12 protein-coding genes and 2 pseudogenes are annotated in these 17,267 nt (G+C 64.2%); 9 read left to right on the top strand and 5 right to left on the bottom strand.

The genetic code is table 11. The features are described from left to right. Positions 1 to 58: 58 nt before the first annotated feature. The 9 genes and pseudogenes from XI09_RS45410 (at position 59) to XI09_RS45375 (ending at position 11,236) form a co-directional block, all read left to right on the top strand. Positions 59 to 1,342 carry an NAD(P)/FAD-dependent oxidoreductase gene (locus XI09_RS45410; protein WP_271572764.1) on the top strand — a complete coding sequence of 428 codons (1,284 nt, stop codon included), beginning with the start codon at positions 59 to 61 and terminating at the stop codon, positions 1,340 to 1,342. 139 nt (positions 1,343 to 1,481) lie between these two features. Then, a complete protein-coding gene (locus XI09_RS45405) occupies positions 1,482 to 2,243 on the top strand; it encodes an ABC transporter ATP-binding protein (RefSeq protein WP_271572763.1) in 762 nt (253 codons plus the stop codon). Then, a complete protein-coding gene (locus XI09_RS45400; RefSeq protein ID WP_271572762.1) occupies positions 2,236 to 2,937 on the top strand; it encodes an ABC transporter ATP-binding protein in 702 nt (233 codons plus the stop codon). The genes XI09_RS45405 and XI09_RS45400 overlap by 8 nt, the downstream gene beginning before the upstream one ends. Positions 2,938 to 2,945: 8 nt before the next feature. After that, positions 2,946 to 3,821, top strand: a pseudogene (locus XI09_RS45870) (branched-chain amino acid ABC transporter permease); the annotation flags it as partial. A gap of 60 nt (positions 3,822 to 3,881) precedes the next feature. Further along, complete coding sequence (locus XI09_RS45865; protein ID WP_333939220.1) at positions 3,882 to 4,859, top strand: branched-chain amino acid ABC transporter permease; 978 nt, start codon at positions 3,882 to 3,884, stop codon at positions 4,857 to 4,859. Positions 4,860 to 4,957: 98 nt separating this feature from the next. Continuing rightward, positions 4,958 to 6,187: an ABC transporter substrate-binding protein gene (locus tag XI09_RS45390; protein ID WP_271572760.1), complete on the top strand. Its 1,230-nt coding sequence runs from the start codon at positions 4,958 to 4,960 to the stop codon at positions 6,185 to 6,187. A 63-nt stretch (positions 6,188 to 6,250) separates the two neighbouring features. Beyond that, a complete protein-coding gene (locus XI09_RS45385; protein WP_271572759.1) occupies positions 6,251 to 6,913 on the top strand; it encodes a helix-turn-helix domain-containing protein in 663 nt (220 codons plus the stop codon). A 19-nt stretch (positions 6,914 to 6,932) separates the two neighbouring features. After that, positions 6,933 to 7,916 (top strand): ornithine cyclodeaminase family protein, encoded by a 984-nt coding sequence (locus tag XI09_RS45380; protein ID WP_333939215.1) that lies wholly within the window; start codon positions 6,933 to 6,935, stop codon positions 7,914 to 7,916. Next, positions 7,916 to 11,236, top strand: a complete 3,321-nt coding sequence (locus XI09_RS45375) for a molybdopterin-dependent oxidoreductase (protein ID WP_271572758.1) — start codon at positions 7,916 to 7,918, stop codon at positions 11,234 to 11,236. Before XI09_RS45380 ends, XI09_RS45375 begins: the two co-directional genes overlap by 1 nt. A 309-nt stretch (positions 11,237 to 11,545) precedes the next feature. Here the strand turns inward: XI09_RS45375 and XI09_RS45370 are convergent, their stop codons facing one another. From XI09_RS45370 to XI09_RS45350, 5 genes and pseudogenes are all read right to left on the bottom strand, one after another. Next, positions 11,546 to 12,667, bottom strand: a complete 1,122-nt coding sequence (locus XI09_RS45370; RefSeq protein ID WP_271572757.1) for a M24 family metallopeptidase — start codon at positions 12,665 to 12,667, stop codon at positions 11,546 to 11,548. Positions 12,668 to 12,688: 21 nt separating this feature from the next. Next, entirely contained in the window at positions 12,689 to 13,903 is a 1,215-nt protein-coding gene (locus tag XI09_RS45365) for a M20 family metallopeptidase (RefSeq protein ID WP_271572756.1), read from the bottom strand. A gap of 17 nt (positions 13,904 to 13,920) precedes the next feature. Beyond that, a pseudogene (locus XI09_RS45360) lies at positions 13,921 to 15,494 on the bottom strand (ATP-binding cassette domain-containing protein). Further along, positions 15,491 to 16,321 carry an ABC transporter permease gene (locus XI09_RS45355; protein ID WP_271572755.1) on the bottom strand — a complete coding sequence of 277 codons (831 nt, stop codon included), beginning with the start codon at positions 16,319 to 16,321 and terminating at the stop codon, positions 15,491 to 15,493. Before XI09_RS45355 ends, XI09_RS45360 begins: the two are co-directional and overlap by 4 nt. Beyond that, positions 16,314 to 17,261: an ABC transporter permease gene (locus XI09_RS45350; RefSeq protein ID WP_271572754.1), complete on the bottom strand. Its 948-nt coding sequence runs from the start codon at positions 17,259 to 17,261 to the stop codon at positions 16,314 to 16,316. The genes XI09_RS45355 and XI09_RS45350 overlap by 8 nt, the downstream gene beginning before the upstream one ends. Positions 17,262 to 17,267: the final 6 nt, after the last annotated feature.

Genomic DNA, 17,267 nt, shown 5'->3' with positions numbered 1-17,267 from the left:
CAACGCGCCTCGGACAACTCGACCCTGTAGGCGGAAACAGACGAGGACGTCGGAGCCGATGCTAGACAACGCCAGATCCCACGGTCTTTGGGAGTTGACCGCGCCTCCGGCCCCGGAAACGAGCGGACTGAACGGATCGATCAGGGTCGACACGGCCATCGTCGGCGGCGGATATACCGGTCTGTCGGCTGCGCTCCATCTTGCCGAGGCAGGCGCCAATGTTGCGCTGCTCGAGGCGGTGGAGATCGGCTTTGGCGGGGCCGGCCGAAACGTCGGCCTGGTCAATGCCGGCATGTGGGTGATGCCGGACGTCCTTGGCGATGTGCTCGGTGGCGATTACGGCGAGCGTCTGCTCGAATTGCTGGGCGACGCCCCGAAATTGGTGTTCGATCTGATCGAGCGTCACCGCATCGAATGCGAGCTGGAGCGTGCCGGCACGCTCCATTGCGCCGTCGGACCCAAAGGGTTGAAGGAACTGGAGCAGCGCGTGGCGCAATGGAGCCGTCGCGGTGCGCCGGTCGAGTTGCTGAACGCGAGGGAGACCGAAGCGAAGGTCGGATCGTCCGCCTACACCGGATCGTTGCTGGATCGGCGCGCAGGCACGATCCAGCCCCTGGCCTATGCGCGGGGCCTTGCCCGCAGCGCCGTGAATGCCGGCGCGAAGATGTTCACCCACAGCGCGGTCACCTCGGCCGAGCAGATTGATGGGAAATGGAAGCTGCACACTGCGGGCGGCCACGTCATCGCCGATCGCGTCATCGTGGCGACCGATGCCTATGCGACGGGGCCCTGGTCCGAAGTTACAACGGAGCAGATCCATCTGCCTTATTTCAACTTTGCCACCGAGCCGCTGTCCGACGATGTTCGCGCATCCATTCTTCCCGAACGGCAAGGCGCCTGGGACACCAATGAGGTGCTGAGTTCGTTTCGCTTCGATCGCGCCGGCCGCCTCGTGTTCGGAAGTTGCGGCGCGCTCCGAGGGACGGGTGCTGCGGTTCATCGATCCTGGGCCCAACGGGCGCTCAAGAAGCTTTTCCCGCAAATCGGTGGCGTCAGGTTCGAAGCGGAGTGGTACGGCCTGATCGGAATGACCGAGGATCACCTGCCGCGCTTCCACAAGCTCGCCGAAAACGTGTTCGGTTTCAGCGGCTACAACGGGCGCGGCATTGCGCCCGGTACGACGTTCGGGCGTTTGCTCGCCCTCTACGCGCTCGGACAACTCGACGAGAAGGACCTGCCGCTTCCGGCATCGACGCCGATCAAGCCCAATTTCCGGAGCGCGAGGACGGCGCTGTACGAGGTCGGGGCGCAGTTCGTCCATCTGATCGAGGCGCGGCTGTAGACCCGAAATTCAGAAATGCGGCAAAATGATCCTATAGGAAATAAGTTGACGATAGGAAACTTTTGATCAAGGATGGACCCGCGGTCTGGTCCAAACCCGTCTCTCCAAGCTGCGATCCAGACGTCAGCAGGACAAAGGCATGACGGACGGCGCCGTTTACGCTCTGGAGACTCGCGGCCTGAGCCGCGAGTTCGGCGGCTTCTTCGCCGTCAACGGTGTCAACTTCCGCCTTGCCCGCAACAGCATGCACGCCGTGATCGGCCCCAACGGGGCCGGCAAGACCACCCTGTTCAACCTTCTGACGAAATTCCTTCCGCCTTCGGCCGGCACGATCCTGCACGATGGCCAGGACGTCACCCGCCTCAGCATGCCCGCGATGGCCAGGCGCAGCGTGGTGCGTTCCTTCCAGATCTCGGCAGTCTTCGCCGGACTGACCGTCCGCGAGAATATCGAGCTCGCGTTGCTGCGCGAGCATAGTCTCGCCTGGAATCTGCTCGGCCGGATTTCGCATCATCGTCGCGTGCTGGAGCGCGCCGACGCGTTGCTTGAGCGCTTCGGCCTGTCCGACTACGCCGGGACGATGGCGGGCAGTCTCTCCTATGGCCGCAAGCGCTTGCTCGAACTGGCGACGACGCTCGCTCTGGAGCCCAGCGTGCTGCTGCTCGATGAGCCAATGGCGGGGCTCGGTCATGAAGATATCGGGCGGGTGACGCAATTGATCCGCGAGGCCGGCAAGGGTCGTACGGTCTTGCTGGTCGAGCACAACATGAATGTGGTCGCCGAGCTTGCCGACACCATCACCGTGATGGTGCGCGGCGAAGTGCTGGCGCAAGGAAGCTATGCCGAAGTGTCCTCGCGCGCCGACGTGATGGCTGCCTATACGGGGCAGGCGCATGCGTGAGAGCCTCGCGGTCTGCAATCTCCAGGCCTGGTATGGCGAGTCCAAAGTCCTGCACGGGATGGATTTCAGCGTCCGCGCCGGCGAAGTGGTGACGTTGCTCGGCCGCAATGGTGCCGGGAAGACCACGACATTGAAGACGATCATGGGGCTGCTGGACAAGCGCTCGGGCTCGATCGCGCTCGACGGTGACGAACTCATCGGTGCCGCGCCTTACGACGTCGCGCGCAAGGGCATCGCCTTCTGTCCGGAGGAGCGTGGCATCTTCGCGAGCCTGAGCGTGCGCGAAAACCTGCTGCTGCCGCCGAAAATCGCCGCCGGCGGCATGACAGTCGCGCAGATCCTCACGCTGTTTCCCAATCTGAAGGAGCGTCTCGACAGCCAGGGCACCAAGCTGTCCGGCGGCGAGCAGCAGATGCTGGCGCTCGGGCGCATTCTGCACACCGGCGCGCGCATCCTGCTGCTCGACGAGCCGACCGAGGGGCTCGCTCCCGTGATCATCCGCCAGATCGGCCGGACGATCACCGAACTGAAGGCGCTCGGCTTCACCATCCTGCTGGTCGAACAGAATGTCGGCTTTGCCGCCGGCCTTGCCGACCGCCACTACATCGTGGAGCTCGGCCGCGTCGTCGAGGAAATTCCGGGCGCGGCGTTCGAAGGCAGATCGGGCGCGCTCAAGAGCTATCTCGGACTTTAAAGGGCATCATGACCACGATCCTCGGCGTCCCTTCCGCAGTCCTCTATGGCCAGCTCCTGCTCGGGCTGATCAACGGCGCCTTCTACGCCATGCTGAGCCTCGGGCTGGCGGTGATCTTCGGCATGATGAATATCGTGAACTTCGCGCATGGCGCGCAGTACATGATGGGCGCCATGGGCGCGTGGCTGCTGCTCAATTATCTCGGCGTCGGCTATTGGTGGGCGCTGATCCTGGCGCCGCTCATCGTCGGCGCGATCAGCATCGTGATCGAGGTGTTGCTGCTGCGGCGCCTTTACAAGCTCGATCATCTCTACGGCATGCTGCTCACCTTCGGTCTCGCGCTGATGGTGCAGGGCGCGTTCAGCAACTGGTTCGGATCCTCCGGCCAGCCTTATTCGATTCCACAAGCGCTGACGGGAGGCCGCAATCTCGGCTTCATGTTCCTGCCGAACTACCGGGCCTGGGTGATCGTAGCCTCTGTCGTGATCTGCCTCGGCACCTGGTACGTCATCGAGCGCACCAAGCTTGGCGCCTATCTGCGTGCCGCGACCGAAAACCCGATGCTGGTACAGGCGTTCGGAATCCGCGTCCCGCGCATGATCACGCTGACCTACGGCGCCGGTGTCGGGCTCGCCGCGCTGGCGGGCGTGCTGGCCGCGCCGGTTTACCAGGTTAGTCCGCTGATGGGCGCTGATCTCTTGATCGTCGTCTTTGCTGTGGTGGTGATCGGCGGCATGGGCTCGATCATGGGCGCGATCGTGACCGGCTTTCTCGTCGGCATCATCGAGGGCCTGATGAAGGCCTTCTATCCCGAAGCCTCGACGACGGTTGTCTTTGTCGTGATGGCGGTGGTGCTGCTGATCCGTCCAGCGGGGTTGTTCGGCTCGAAGCTCGAGGCGGCGCAGGGCCAACCGCAGTCCGGCCTGTCGGCGACCGCGCCGTCGATGCGTACGCAGACGCTGATCTTCCTGGCACTCGCCTGCTGCCTCGCGGCCGCGCCACTCGTCGTCTATCCCGGCTTCATGATGAAGGCGATGATTTTCGCGCTGTTCGCCTGCGCCTTCAACCTGGTGGCCGGATACGGGCGGCTCGTCTCCTTCGGCCACTCGATGTTCCTGGGCTCGGCCGGCTACGTCTGCGGCCATGCCGCCAAGATCTGGGGGCTATCTCCCGAGCTTGCGATCCTGGCCGGGACTGCAACGGCGGCCATGCTCGGCCTCGTCACCGGCTGGCTCGCTATTCGTCGCAGCGGCATCTACTTCGCGATGGTGACGCTTGCGTTCGCGCAGATGGTCTATTTCGTGGCGCTCCAGGCGCGTTTTACCGGCGGCGAAGACGGGTTGCAGGCCGTTCCACGTGGCACGCTGTTCGGCCTCATCGACCTTTCGCAGCCGGCAAATCTCTATGGCTTCGTGCTGGTGATATTCCTCGGCGGCTTTTTCCTGATCATGCGGCTGGTGGGGTCGCCGTTCGGGCGCGTGTTGAAGGCGATCAGCGATCATGACGTGCGTGCCCAGTCGCTCGGCTTTGAAACCAATCGTTACAAGCTCGTCGCCTTTGTGCTCTCGGCGGCCCTGGCGGGGCTTGCAGGTTCGACCAAGGCGATCGTCAGCCAACTCGCCAGCCTCACCGACGTGCACTGGTCGATGTCGGGCGAAGTGCTGCTGATGACGTTTCTCGGTGGCGTCGGCACGCTCTACGGCCCGCTCGTCGGCGCCTTCATCGTCGTCGCGATGCAGAACTATCTGGCGGCATTCGGGCAATGGGTCACCGTCATTCACGGCCTGATCTTCGTGCTCTGCGTGCTTGCCTTCCGGCGCGGCATCGTCGGCGAATTGATTGAGCTCTGGCATCGCCTGCGCCGGACACCGGCAGCGGCGCCCGCCGCGCTCCGCGAGGTGGCGGTCGCGCCACAGGAGTGAGCTGAGACATTTTGAACAAAGCTTCGCCATCCGGCGGAGCAGGACAGGACCGGGCCAAACCCGCTCGGAAGAGCGGATCTGATAACAGGGAATAGATCATGCAACAGACGTCTTCCAAACTCCTGCGCGGGATCGCGGCCGCGCTTTGCCTCGGTTCGGTCGCCGTCGGCGGTCAGGCCACGGCCCAGGTCAGCGACGATGTGGTCAAGATCGGCGTGCTGACCGACATGTCCGGCCAGTATTCCGATCTGAACGGGCCGGGCTCACTGCTGGCGGCGCAGATGGCGGCAGCGGACTTCGGCGGCAAGGTTCTCGGCAAGCCCATCGAGATCGTCGGCGCCGATCATCAGCAGAAGGCCGACATCGGCGTCGGCATCGCCCGGCGCTGGATCGAGAACGAGAAAGTCGATGCGATCTCGGACGTCACCAACAGTGCGATTGCGCTCGCGGTTCAGCAGTTGACGCGCGACACCAACCGTGTCGCGCTGTTCTCGTCGCCGGGCACCACGGATCTGACCGGCAAGCAGTGCTCGCCGACCGGCTTTCAGTGGGTCTACGACAACTATTCCAACGCGGTCGGACCGATGAAGGCCCTGATCGACAAGGGCAACGACACCTTCTTCATCATTACCGCCGACTTCGCGTTCGGGCATTCGCTCGAGAAGATCGCGAGTGAGGCGATCAAGGCGAATGGCGGCAAGGTTCTGGGCGCCGTCCGCCATCCCTTCGGCGCGAACGATCTCTCGGCGTTCCTGCTGCCGGCGCAGGCGTCGAAAGCCAAGGTCATTGTTCTCGCCACCGCCGGCAAGGACATGACGACGGCGATCAAGCAGGCCAATGAGTTCGGTATCATCGCGGGCGGCCAGGCCATCTCCGCGCCGGTCGTGTTCATCACCGACGTCCACGCGATCGGCTTGTCGACCGCTCAGGGAATCTCGTTCATCGAGGGCTTCTATTGGGACCAGAACGACGAGACACGCGCTTTCGCCAAGCGCTTCTTCGAGGTGCGTAAGGCCATGCCGACCGCGCCGCAGGCCGGCGTCTATTCCTCGATCCGGCACTATCTCAAGGCGATCCAGGCCGCCGGCACCGATGAAGCCAAGGCCGTGGCTGCCAAGATGCGCGAGCTGCCTGTGGACGACTTCTTCGCCAAGGGCGGCAAGGTGCGCGAGGACGGCCGCATGGTCCACGACATGCTGCTGGTCCAGGTCAAGAAACCTTCCGAATCGAAGCAGCCATGGGACTATTATAATGTCGTGGCGACGGTCCCTGGGGAGCAGGCCTTTCAATCTCTTGCCCAGAGTGAATGCCCGCTCGTAAAGAAGTGAGGCAAGGCCCGGCGGTTTCGCGCCGCCGGGCTTCACATACGCAATAAAAGGGAGAGAGCCGCAATGAAGAAGACTGCGACGCGACCGTCGCTGAGGGAGACCGCGGCCGCCGAGATCGTGCCAGCGCGTTTCTCGGCCGACGTCGCGCCGGCCGAGACAAGCGACGATCTCGGTCAGCGGCTGAAGCGCGTACGGATCGACAAGGGTTGGACCTTGAAAGAGGTGAGCGAGCGCACGGGGGTCGCGCGCTCGACCCTATCGAAGATCGAGAACGGCCAGATGTCGCCGACGTATGACGTGCTCCAGAAGATCACGCGTGGGGTCGATCTTGACATCGTCGAGCTGTTCGACCAGCGCCGCCAGAGCGCGCCCTTTGGCCGCCGCAGCGTTACCCGAAACGGCGAGGGCAAGCCGCACCCGACCGATACTTACGACTACGAAGTGCTGGCGACCGACCTTTCGCAAAAACACATCCTGCCGTTCAAGGCGCGGATCAGGGCGCGCAGCCTGGACGATTTCCCCGGCTGGGTGCGTCACGAGGGCGAGGAGTTCTTGTGCGTTCTGTCCGGTACAGTCCGGGTGTTCACGGAATTCTATGCTCCCGTCACGCTCGAGGTAGGCGACAGCACCTATTTCGACAGCAAGATGGGCCATGCCATCGTGTCGTTGAGCAAGGAGGATGCCGAAGTCATCTGGATTTGCACCGGCATCAGCGCACTTTCATGATTGGGACGGGATGATATCGATGCTGCGCAGTTACTCCGCTGCCGACGTCCATGCCGCGCTTGCCTTTCCCAAGCTGATCGAAGCATTGCGCGAGGCCTTCAGGCGCGACGGCGAGCCGATGCCGTTGCGGCAGGCCTACGAGGTCGGCGTCGACGGCGCGCCCGCCAGTCTCCTGACGATGCCGGCCTGGGTTCGCGGCGAGTCGCTCGGCGTCAAGCTCGTCACGGTGTTTCCGCAGAATGCCGAGCGCGGTCTCGGAGCGGTGTCGTCGCTCTATTTCCTGCTTGATGGCCAGACCGGCCAGCCGCGCGCCATGATCGACGGCGAGGCCCTGACCAACCGGCGCACTGCGGCCGCCTCGGCGCTGGCATCCGACTATCTGTCGCGCGCCGACAGCCGCACACTGCTTGTCGTCGGAACCGGCCATCTCGCACCTCACCTTGTCGCAGCCCACTGCGCCATACGTCCGATCGAGAAGGTGCTGGTCTGGGGACGCAATCCTCAGCGCGCGCTAGCCCTAGCCGATACGCTTGTCCGGCAGGGCGTCAACGCAGCCAGTGCGGCCGACCTTGCCGAGGCCTTGCCGCAGGCTGACATCATCACCTGCGCCACGACGTCGACCGAGCCTTTGGTCAAAGGGGCACTGCTGCGGCCGGGAACCCACGTCGACCTCGTCGGTGCGTTCAGGCCGCAGATGCGCGAAAGCGACGATGACGCCGTTTTGCGCAGCCGCGTCTTCGTCGACACCTATGCCGGAGCACTCGCCGAGGCGGGAGACCTGCTGCAACCCATCGCCGCCGGAAGCTGGAGCGCCGACAGGATCTGCGGCGATCTCCATGAACTGACAAATGGCACGAAACCGGGTCGCCTTGACCGCAACGAGATCACCCTGTTCAAATCGGTCGGCGCGGCGATCGAGGATCTCACGGCCGCGAGTCTGCTGGCCAATCCGAGTTCCCTCGTGCGGTCTCCCGAGCGAGGGCGCGCGACAACGAAGGCCTGATGATGTCCAAGCAGGAAAAGCCTGGCTTCTGCACGTTGTGCCGCTCTCGCTGCGGCACGCTCAACGTGGTCGAGAATGACAGGCTGGTCGCTGTGCAGCCGAATCCGGCCCATCCGACCGGCAAGGCGTTGTGCCCAAAGGGCAGGGCCGCTCCGGAGATCGCGCACTCGGCCCGGCGCCTGAAGACGCCATTGCGACGCACCGCGCCGAAGGGCGCCACCGATCCGGGCTTCGTGCCGATATCTTGGGACGAGGCACTGAGCGAGATCGCCGAACGGCTCGGGCGCTACCGGGAAGAGACCGGGCCGGAATCGGTCGCGTTCGCGGTGACCTCCGGCTCTTCGTCCTCGACATCAGACAGCCTGGACTGGATCCAGCGCTTCGTCCGCGGCTTCGGCAGTCCGAACAACTGTTTCTCCACCGAGATCTGCAACTGGCACAAGGACCACGCCCACGCCTTCACCTTTGGCTGTGGCCTGCCGACAGCAGACTATCGGAACTCTGAACTGATCCTGCTCTGGGGCCACAACCCCGCCAATGTCTGGCTTGCGCAAGCGGAGGCGATCAGCGCCGCGCGGGCGAAGGGCGCCAGGCTCGCCGTGATCGACCCGCGCCGGACCGGTTCGGCGCGCGACGCCGATTTGTGGCTGCGCATCCGCCCCGGCACCGACGCGGCGCTGGCGCTCGGCCTCGCGCGCTGGCTCATCGTCAACCGCGCCTATGACGCCGACTTCGTGCGGCACTGGACCAACGCTGCCTTCCTGGTTCGCAACAGCGATGGCTGTTTTCTGCGCGCCGGCGAGATCGGACTGCCAAGTGATGGCTTCCTGGTCTGGGATGAGGCGGCGGGCCGCGCGGTGCTCGCCGAGGACGGGCTCGCTGTGGCTCCGCTCGAAGGAAGCTTCGAAATCATCGGTCCCGAAGGCCCCGTCGCCTGCCGTACCAGTTTCGATCACTATGTCGCGGCGGCCGAGCCTTACGATCCTGCGACGGTCGAGCGCATCACCGGCATTCCGGCGGCGCAGGTCGAGCAACTCGCGGCTATGATCTCGGCTGCGGCATCGGTTTGCTATCACGGCTGGACCGGGCTCGGACAGCATACAAATGCCTCACAGACCGAACGCGCCGTCGCAACGCTCTATGCACTGACCGGCTGCTTCGATGCGCCGGGCGGCAATGTCCGGATGCCCAGCCTTCCGGTGCCCTCGTTGCATTCCATCGCGATGATCCCGCCGGAGACGAGAGCGCGCACGCTCGGCCTCTCGGAGCGCCCGCTCGGTCCGCCAACCGACGGCTGGATCACCTCCAGCGATTTCTACGACGCGGCCCTGACCGGCAGGCCTTACCGTGTGCGCGCGCTGTTCGCGTTCGGCTCCAATCTTCTCGTGTCGCATCCAGCGCCAGAGCGAGGACGGGAGGCGCTGAAGGCGCTCGACTTCCAGGTCCATTGCGATCTGTTCCTGAACCCGACCGCCGAGATGGCCGACATCGTGCTGCCGGTCTCGAGCCCCTGGGAACACGAGGCGCTGCGCCTGGGCTTCGAGATTTCGCCCGAGGCGCAGGAACTGGTGCAACTGCGCCCGCAGATGATTCCGCGGCAGGGTGAGGCCCGTTCGGATATGTGGATCGTGTTCCAACTCGCCAAACGGCTCGGCATGGGCGAGCTGTTCTTCGACGGCGATGTCGAGAAGGGCTTTGAGCATCTGCTCGCGCCGCTCGGACTCGACCTCGAAGCGCTACGGGCCAGGCCGGAGGGCATTCGCGTGCCGCTCAAGCATCTCCATCGCAAATATGAGACGACCGGCTTCGCCACGCAGACCGGCAAGGCCGAGCTCTATTCGGAACTGCTGCATCGCCATGGCTATCCCGCGGTACCGCTCTTCATCGAACCAGCCGAGCGTCGTGACGAGGCGTTTCCGCTGACGCTGTTCTCCGCCAATAGCGGCTATTTCTGCCATAGCCAGCATCGGGGCATCAATGCGCTGCGTCGCAAGCGCGTGGAGCCGACGGCCGAGATTCATCCTGAACTCGCCCGCCGCAGGCGTATCCAGGAAGGTGACTGGATGCGCGTGAGCAGCCGCATCGGCACGATCCGGATGCGGGCCACCTTTAATGATGCGCTCGCGCAGGATGTGGTGGCGAGCGATTATGGCTGGTGGCAGCCGGCGCCGGATCTTGGCCTTCCGGGCTATCGCCCGGACGAGACACAGCCTGTCGGCGCGAGCTTCAACGCCATCATCGCCGAAGATGGCCGCGATCCCCTGAGCGGCGCGCTGGCGCTGCGCTCTTTTGCCTGCGATGTCGCACCTGAGGTGAGTACGTCCTGGCAGGGCTGGCGGTCATTCGCCGTCGCGGAGCGTCGCGAGGAATGTTCCGATGTGATCGGGCTGACATTGCGGCCCGTTGACGATGGCTCACTTCCCGCTTTCCGGCCGGGCCAGTATGTCAGCGTCCGGATGGGCGAGGTGATCCGATCTTATTCGCTCACCGGAGCCGCGGTCGCGTCACCCGAGGCCTACGACATCGGCGTCAGACACATCGAGGGCGGGCGGGTCTCGACGGCGATCAGGCATGCGCTCGCGCCCGGTGATGTTGTCGAATTACAGTCACCGAAAGGCGGCTTCGTCCTGCCGCTGCGCAACGAATTTCCGGTCGTTCTGATCGCCGGCGGCATCGGCATCACACCATTCCTGTCCTATCTCGAAACGCTGGAGGGAACTACTGACGAACCGCGTGTGACGCTGCACTATGGCTGCCGGGATAGTCAGAGCCGTCCGTTCCAGCATCGGCTTGAAGCGCTGCGGCAGAGGCTTCCGAACCTGACCCTGGTCACATATTTGAGCCAGCCACGAAGCGGCGACCGCTTTGACAGGCAGGGCCGGTTCACCGTGTCGGATATCGATCCGGAATTGTTGCACAAGCGTGCGCGCTTCTACATGTGCGCATCCGATGCGATGATGGAAGAGGTGAGCGCGGGTCTCCAGGCGCGTGGCGTGCCTGCATTCGAGATCTTCAGGGAACGTTTCCGTTCGCCCGCGCAATCCGCGCTCGACGGCCTCGTGCCGCGCCGGATTCATTTCGCCCGCTCTGGCCGAACACTGACATGGTCGCCGCAGGTGCCGCTGATTAGCATCCTTGCGACGGCAGAAGGCGCCGGGCTTGCACTTCCGAGTGGTTGCCGTGTCGGACAATGCGAAAGCTGTGCCGTGCCAATAAAGACCGGCGAGGTTCGTCATTTCGTCGATTGCGCGGATCTGGATGGGGGGCATTGCCTGACATGCCAGGCCGTCCCACTTTCCGATCTTATCATCGACGCATAGCGGGGGTAGCGGAAGCTGGGTCCACTAGACTAGCGATCAGTCGCCTCTTGCGCGCGTAACAATACGCGATGTCGTCCGCTCTTCGGCAAAGCGGACGTTGATGCGGGGCGTTAGATTTGGCTGCCTCCCGCTGGCTGGACCTAGCTCAAACTTCCCTATGATGGATTGGAGCGAGAGTTCAAGTGTTTCAATCGGTTGAAGGGCGGCGTGCGCACGACGTGTGCACCGGGAGATCAAGAAAAATCTCGTCACAGCCAAGGTGAGCAGGCCTTCTGAGGTGGGTAGGTGCCGCCCCAGGTCGTGCGTTGCTCAGACCTGAAACACCTGCCGCGGCGAGCGCGTCAGACACTCATGCCCGGTCGCGGTGACGAGCACTGTCTCGCTGATCGCGAGGCCGTCGGCGGAGACGTACATGTGGAACACCATGCCTTCCTCCAGCGTCCAATGGGCCGTGGGCAGGAAGATGTGCGAGAAGTCGCTGGTGCGCGGGGTATGGAGCGGATAGCAGCCAAGCGAATAGCCGGTGATGTTCGGGTAGTCGGGCCGTAGTCCGTCGGCGACCATGGCCTTTCGCGCCACAGCGTCAACGTCGGCGGCGTTGGCTCCAGGCTTGATCGCTTCGAACTGCCGGTCCTGGATATCGATAAGCCGCCGGGCGAGATGCGAACGGTGCGGCTCGATTTCGTCGATCACCGCCGAGCGCATCAGCCGGGCGCTATAGCCGTCAATATAGGGCAACAGCTCCATATGCAGGACGTCGCCCTTGACCAGCGGCTGGTTGGTCAGTCCGCCATGCAGAAAGGCGTTGCCGACACCTGCGGTAATGATCCCCGCGCGTGCGGCGTCCGCGCCTTCCTGCATGAACACTTGATAGACGGCCGCGGCCGCGTCGCGGGCCGACCTGCCGGCGCCGGCAGCCTTGAGCGCGGCTGCGATACCGAGATCACCGATTTCGCTGGCGCGCCTGAGTACGGCGATCTCTCTTGCGCTTTTCCTGGTGCGTAGCGTGGCCATGACGCCGGAGAAGCCCACGAACCTTGCGCTCGGCAGTCGGGCTGTGAGCTGTTTGAAGCGGCGGAGCGGCATGCAATAGGAGTCTTCGTCAAGGCCGATCCGTCCTTGAGCGCAGCCCAGGCGGGCGATCGTGTCGGCGAGCACCTGGATCGGGTCTTCCCAGTCGGCGAAGGCGACGGAGCGTGAAAGCCAAGAGTTCTCGGTGAACGGGCCGAGGTCGACAGCGCGCAGGATCATGATCGGTTCGCCGTCGCGCGGCAGGAGGCATGCCCGGTACATGTTCTCAGATATCGAGAAGCCGGTGAGGTAGGCCTGAAACTCGGTCTGGTCGATGATCAGGACATCGAGTTCGCACGCCGCCATCTGTTGGCGCACGCGCTTAACGCGCGCCTCATATTCGTCGATCGGAAACAACATTGGAATTCACCTTCGGCATTCTCAGGCACAGATATCCAGAATGGCCAGCATGTAGATGCGGATCATGTCGATGAAGTCGACGATATCGACCCGCTCGTCGGGCATTGTGTTGTAGCGGCCGCCGGGGCCACAGACGATGCCTTCCATTCCGCCGAAATAGTGCAGATGGCCGGCATCGGTCCCGTAGAAGCAGCTCGGGGCGACGGCGCCCGTCGGCTGCTCTTCTCCGCGTACCGCGCGATACGCGCGATTGATGGCCTCGACGATCGGGCTGGTGCGCGCCACCTCGAACGGCGGCATGGTCGGCACGCCGGAGCGGTCCTCCGACATGACCTCGGCCTTGAGGCCGGGAAACCGTGCTTCGAGCGCGTCGAGCTCGCGACGCATGTCGGCCAGCGCGCCGGCCTCGGTCTGGCCCGGTGCGTAGCGGCCCGAGCCCTTGATCCGCACGAAATCCGCGACCTGGGGAGTGCGCCATTCGTGCAGCTCGCGGCCGAGCGCGCCGTGGACGACGCCGACATGGACGCGATTGATCCGCTCATGCTCCGGCGAGAGGGCGCCCGAGAATTTCATCGCATTGAGGCGCGGAATGAGATCGCACGCCGCCGTGATCGCATCGATCGCCTCTTCGCGCTTGGACAGATGACGGGTATTGCCTGTCAACTCGATAATGAACATGAAGGCCGCGGCATGCATCGTCATGGCCTTCAGATCGGTCGGCTCGGAGTTGATGAAATAGTCGGCGCGAAGTCCCTGCTCGACCAGTGAGTAGGTGCCGACGCCGCCTTGCAGCTCGCCCACCACGTAGGAGAGGATGACGTCACCCCTGAGTTTGACGCCGGCGTCGATCAGCGTCTTGACCGCGCAGAAGTAGGCGGCATCGCCGGCCTTCATGTTGGAAACGCCGATGCCGTAGATGAAGTCGTCGTCGACCTTGCCTGCCCAGGGATCGACGGTCCAGCCCTCGGTCACCGGGTTGGTGTCGAGATGGCCGTTGAACATCAGGCTCTTGCCGCCGCCCGCACCCTTCCAGCGCCCGACGGCGTTGACCCGGCCCTCCTTGCCGAAGGGCGTGAGCTCGGTCTCGATGCCGATCTCTCGCATACGGCCTGCCATGAAGGCTGCGAGCTGCTTCTCGCCGTCCGATTTGGAGTAGCTCTTGTGCTGCACCATGCGTGACAGGAGATCGAGGGCGGCGGGCACATCGATCCGGGCGAGAAGTGTGTCGTGATCCATAGGGGAAGTCCTTGTCGTCAGCCGACCGGTACGGGGGAGGCGGCCATCAGTTCGCGGGTATAGGGATGAACGTGGTCTGCGTCGAAATCCTCGACCGGCAATAGGTCGACCATCTCGCCTCGGCGCATCACGGCGATGCGGTGGGCGATTTGACGGATGAGGTTGAGATCGTGGGTGATGAAGAGAAAGGCGGTTCCAGTCTCCTCACGCAGCGTCAGCAGCAATTCGATGATCTGGGCCTGCACAGAGACGTCCAGCGGCGCGGTGATCTCGTCGCAGATCACGAGTTTCGGCCGCGCAGCGAAGGCACGCGCGATGGCGATGCGCTGCTTCTCGCCGCCTGAAAGCTGATGCGGCCAGCGGTTGGCGTAGGATTGGGGCAGGCGCACCTGGTCGAGCAGACGGGGAATATCTGCAAGATGGCCGCCGTAGAGCTTGAGAGGACGTGACAGGATCTCGTCGATCCTGTGACGCGGATTGAGCGACGAATCCGGATGCTGGAAAATGATCTGCACGTCGCGGCGGTAAGCGGCGTTCATGTCGCGCATGCCGTGGATCTCGTGCTCGTCGAAGGAGATTGTGCCTGAGAAGCGCGCAAGCCCGGTAAGGGCGCGCGCCATCGAAGACTTGCCAGAGCCGGACTCGCCGACGAGACCGAGGATCTCGCCGCCACGAACCTCAAGCCCGATTTTTTTCGTGGCCGGGGCGGCGCGTCGCGGAACAGCCCGCCGCTGCCATATTGGACTTCGATCTCGGAGGCCGCCAGAAGGACCTGGTCGCGTGGCTTGTCATGGACAAGACGACGTTCCGGTCTAGGCACGGCGTCCACAAGTGCGCGCGTGTTGGCGTGGCGCGGCGCGCGGAAGATCTCAGCCGCCGGCGCCTGCTCGACCAGGCGGCCGCGCTCCAGAACCGCGACCCGGTCGGCGACGCGCGTCACAAGTGCAAGATCGTGGGAAATATAGAGCGCGGCAACGCCCGTCTCCCGGCGTAGTCGCGCGAACAGCTCGAGGATGCGCGCGCCAGTGACGACGTCGAGTGCGGTGGTCGGCTCGTCGAAGAGAATGACGTCGGGTCGGCAGCCAAAGGCGGTGGCAATGACGACGCGCTGTTTTTCTCCGCCGGAGATTTCATGTGGATAGCGCCGCATGATTGCAGTAGGATTGTTGAGGTCGACGTGACCGAGCAGATCGATGGCAAGCGTGTCAGCGTCGCCCGGTTTGAGACCGCGATGCCGTATCAACGCTTCCGTGATTTGCGTTCCGATGGTGAGCGTCGGATTGAGCGATGTCGAAGGATCCTGAAACACCATCCCGAGCCGGCGTCCCCGGATTTCGGTCAGCTCGCGCGGGCCCGGGCGCTGAAGGTCGATATTGCCGAGCTGCAGCGAGCCTGCGACTTCGCGAGCGTTGTCGGGTAGATGGCGCATCAATGCCCAGGCGAGCGAGCTCTTGCCGGAGCCGGATTCCCCGACGAGACCCAGCACCTCGCCCGGCGCGATCTGCAGCGAGATGTCGTGCAGCACCCGCACCGGTCCGGCGGTCGTGATGTAATCGAGCGTGTAGTTCTGGATCGAAAGTGCGGAGGTCATCGCTCGTCCTTCGGATCGAGGGCGTCGCGAAGACCATCTCCGACCAGGTTGAAGGCAATGGCGGTAAGTGCGATCGCGGCCGAAGGCGCGATCAATCCCCATGGTGCCTTTTGCATGTATTGGCGCGCGTCTGCCACCATGAGCCCCCATTCGGATGCGGGCGGCTGGGCGCCGACGCCGAGAAAGCTCAGCGTTGCGAACAGCATGACGGCGAAGGACACGCGGATGGTGGATTCGATCACGATCGGCGCCATGACGTTCGGCAACATCTCGCGGAAGATGATCCAGGGCGCTCCCTCGCCACGCGCGATGGCGGCCTTGACGTAGTCCTGATTGCGCACGTTGAGCGCGGCCGAGCGGGTCACCCGCGCCATGCCCGGTGCAAAAGCCACCGCGATGGCAATGACAGCGTTGCTGGTGCCGTTGCCGAGTGTGCTGACCAGCAACAGGGCCATCAGAAGACCCGGGATCGCCATCACGGCATCGTTGGTGCGCATAATCGCTTCGTCGGTGCGTCCGCCGAGATAGGCAGAGCCGACGCCGATAATCGCGCCGGCTGCGCTGCCGACGCAGGTCGCGATCAGAGCCATCGGCACGGTCGAACGCGCGCCGACCATCAGCCGGCTCATGATATCGCGGCCGAATTGATCAGCGCCAAGCCAGTTCTGCCAGCCGGGCGCGCGGAACCTACCGAGGAAATCGATCTTCTCCGGTGCATAGGGCGCCAATGCCGGCCCGAACAGGCAAGCGACGGCGACGAACGCCAGCAGCACGACGCCGACGAAACCCTGCGGTTTCCGCATGAGGCGAGTGAACAGCTCAGTCATAGCGGATCCGCCGGTCGAGAAACGCATAGGCCATGTCGGCGAGGGTGTTGGTGACGGCATAGGTCGCGGCCATGATCAACGCGCCCGCCTGGATCGACGGCAGGTCGCGCGTGGTGATGGCGACCATCAGGGCTCGTCCGATGCCGGGAATGGCGAAGATCTCCTCGATCACGATGATGCCGCCGAGCAGGTAGCCGACGTCGAGCGCGATGATGGTGACGACCGGCAACAGCGCGTTGCGCAGGGCGTGGCGAAACAGCACGGTGCGTTCCGGCAGGCCCTTCAAGCGCGCGGCGCGGATATAGTCCGATTTCAACACGTCGAGCGTCTCGGAGCGCATCATGCGCATGACGTGCGCGACGAGGATTACCGAGACAGTGAGCACCGGCAGCGCCAGATGACGGATGCCACCGCCGAAATCCTCCAGTGGAGAGACGTAGCCGGTCGCCGGCAGCCAATGCAATGTATCGGCCAGCAGAAGGGCAAGCAGCGTCGCGGTGACGAATTCCGGCAGCGAGATCCCGAGATAGGCAATGAGGCTGACGCCGGTGTCGGTGAGCCTGCCTTGCCGCAGCGCCGCGACCACGCCGAGCGGCACGGCAACGGCCAGCGTGACCAGGATGGCCGACACGGCAAGCAACAGCGAGCGCGACAGCGCCGCCAGCATTTCCGGGCCGACCGGCTGGCTCGTGCGCATCGAGATGCCGAAGTCGCCGGTGAACACGTGACCGGCCCAGCGCCCATATTGCAGCCAGGCCGGATCGCCGAGCCCGAGCCTTGCCCTAAGCGCGGCCAGCATTTCCGGCGTCGCATTCTCACCGAGCAGCGACTGGGCTGCATCCGCCGGCAGGATCTGCGTGATGGCGAACACCAGCATCGAGACCACGACGACGGTGTAGACCATCAGCATCAGACGGCGCGCAAACCAGGTGAGCGACACCCAACT

This window comes from Bradyrhizobium sp. CCBAU 11386 (assembly GCF_028128955.1).
Taxonomy (GTDB): Bacteria; Pseudomonadota; Alphaproteobacteria; order Rhizobiales; family Xanthobacteraceae; genus Bradyrhizobium.
Note: the sequence above shows the minus strand (reverse complement) of the source record. Positions and strands in the feature narration are given on the sequence as shown.

Excerpts from the sequence above, each read along its gene's own strand:
- XI09_RS45410 (WP_271572764.1), top strand. The coding sequence starts at position 59 with ATGCTAGACAACGCCAGATCCCACGGTCTTTGGGAGTTGACCGCGCCT.
- XI09_RS45405 (WP_271572763.1), top strand. The coding sequence starts at position 1,482 with ATGACGGACGGCGCCGTTTACGCTCTGGAGACTCGCGGCCTGAGCCGC.
- XI09_RS45400 (WP_271572762.1), top strand. The coding sequence starts at position 2,236 with ATGCGTGAGAGCCTCGCGGTCTGCAATCTCCAGGCCTGGTATGGCGAG.
- XI09_RS45865 (WP_333939220.1), top strand. The coding sequence starts at position 3,882 with ATGCGTACGCAGACGCTGATCTTCCTGGCACTCGCCTGCTGCCTCGCG.
- XI09_RS45390 (WP_271572760.1), top strand. The coding sequence starts at position 4,958 with ATGCAACAGACGTCTTCCAAACTCCTGCGCGGGATCGCGGCCGCGCTT.
- XI09_RS45385 (WP_271572759.1), top strand. The coding sequence starts at position 6,251 with ATGAAGAAGACTGCGACGCGACCGTCGCTGAGGGAGACCGCGGCCGCC.
- XI09_RS45380 (WP_333939215.1), top strand. The coding sequence starts at position 6,933 with ATGCTGCGCAGTTACTCCGCTGCCGACGTCCATGCCGCGCTTGCCTTT.
- XI09_RS45375 (WP_271572758.1), top strand. The coding sequence starts at position 7,916 with ATGATGTCCAAGCAGGAAAAGCCTGGCTTCTGCACGTTGTGCCGCTCT.
- XI09_RS45370 (WP_271572757.1), bottom strand. The coding sequence starts at position 12,667 with ATGTTGTTTCCGATCGACGAATATGAGGCGCGCGTTAAGCGCGTGCGC.
- XI09_RS45365 (WP_271572756.1), bottom strand. The coding sequence starts at position 13,903 with ATGGATCACGACACACTTCTCGCCCGGATCGATGTGCCCGCCGCCCTC.
- XI09_RS45355 (WP_271572755.1), bottom strand. The coding sequence starts at position 16,321 with ATGACTGAGCTGTTCACTCGCCTCATGCGGAAACCGCAGGGTTTCGTC.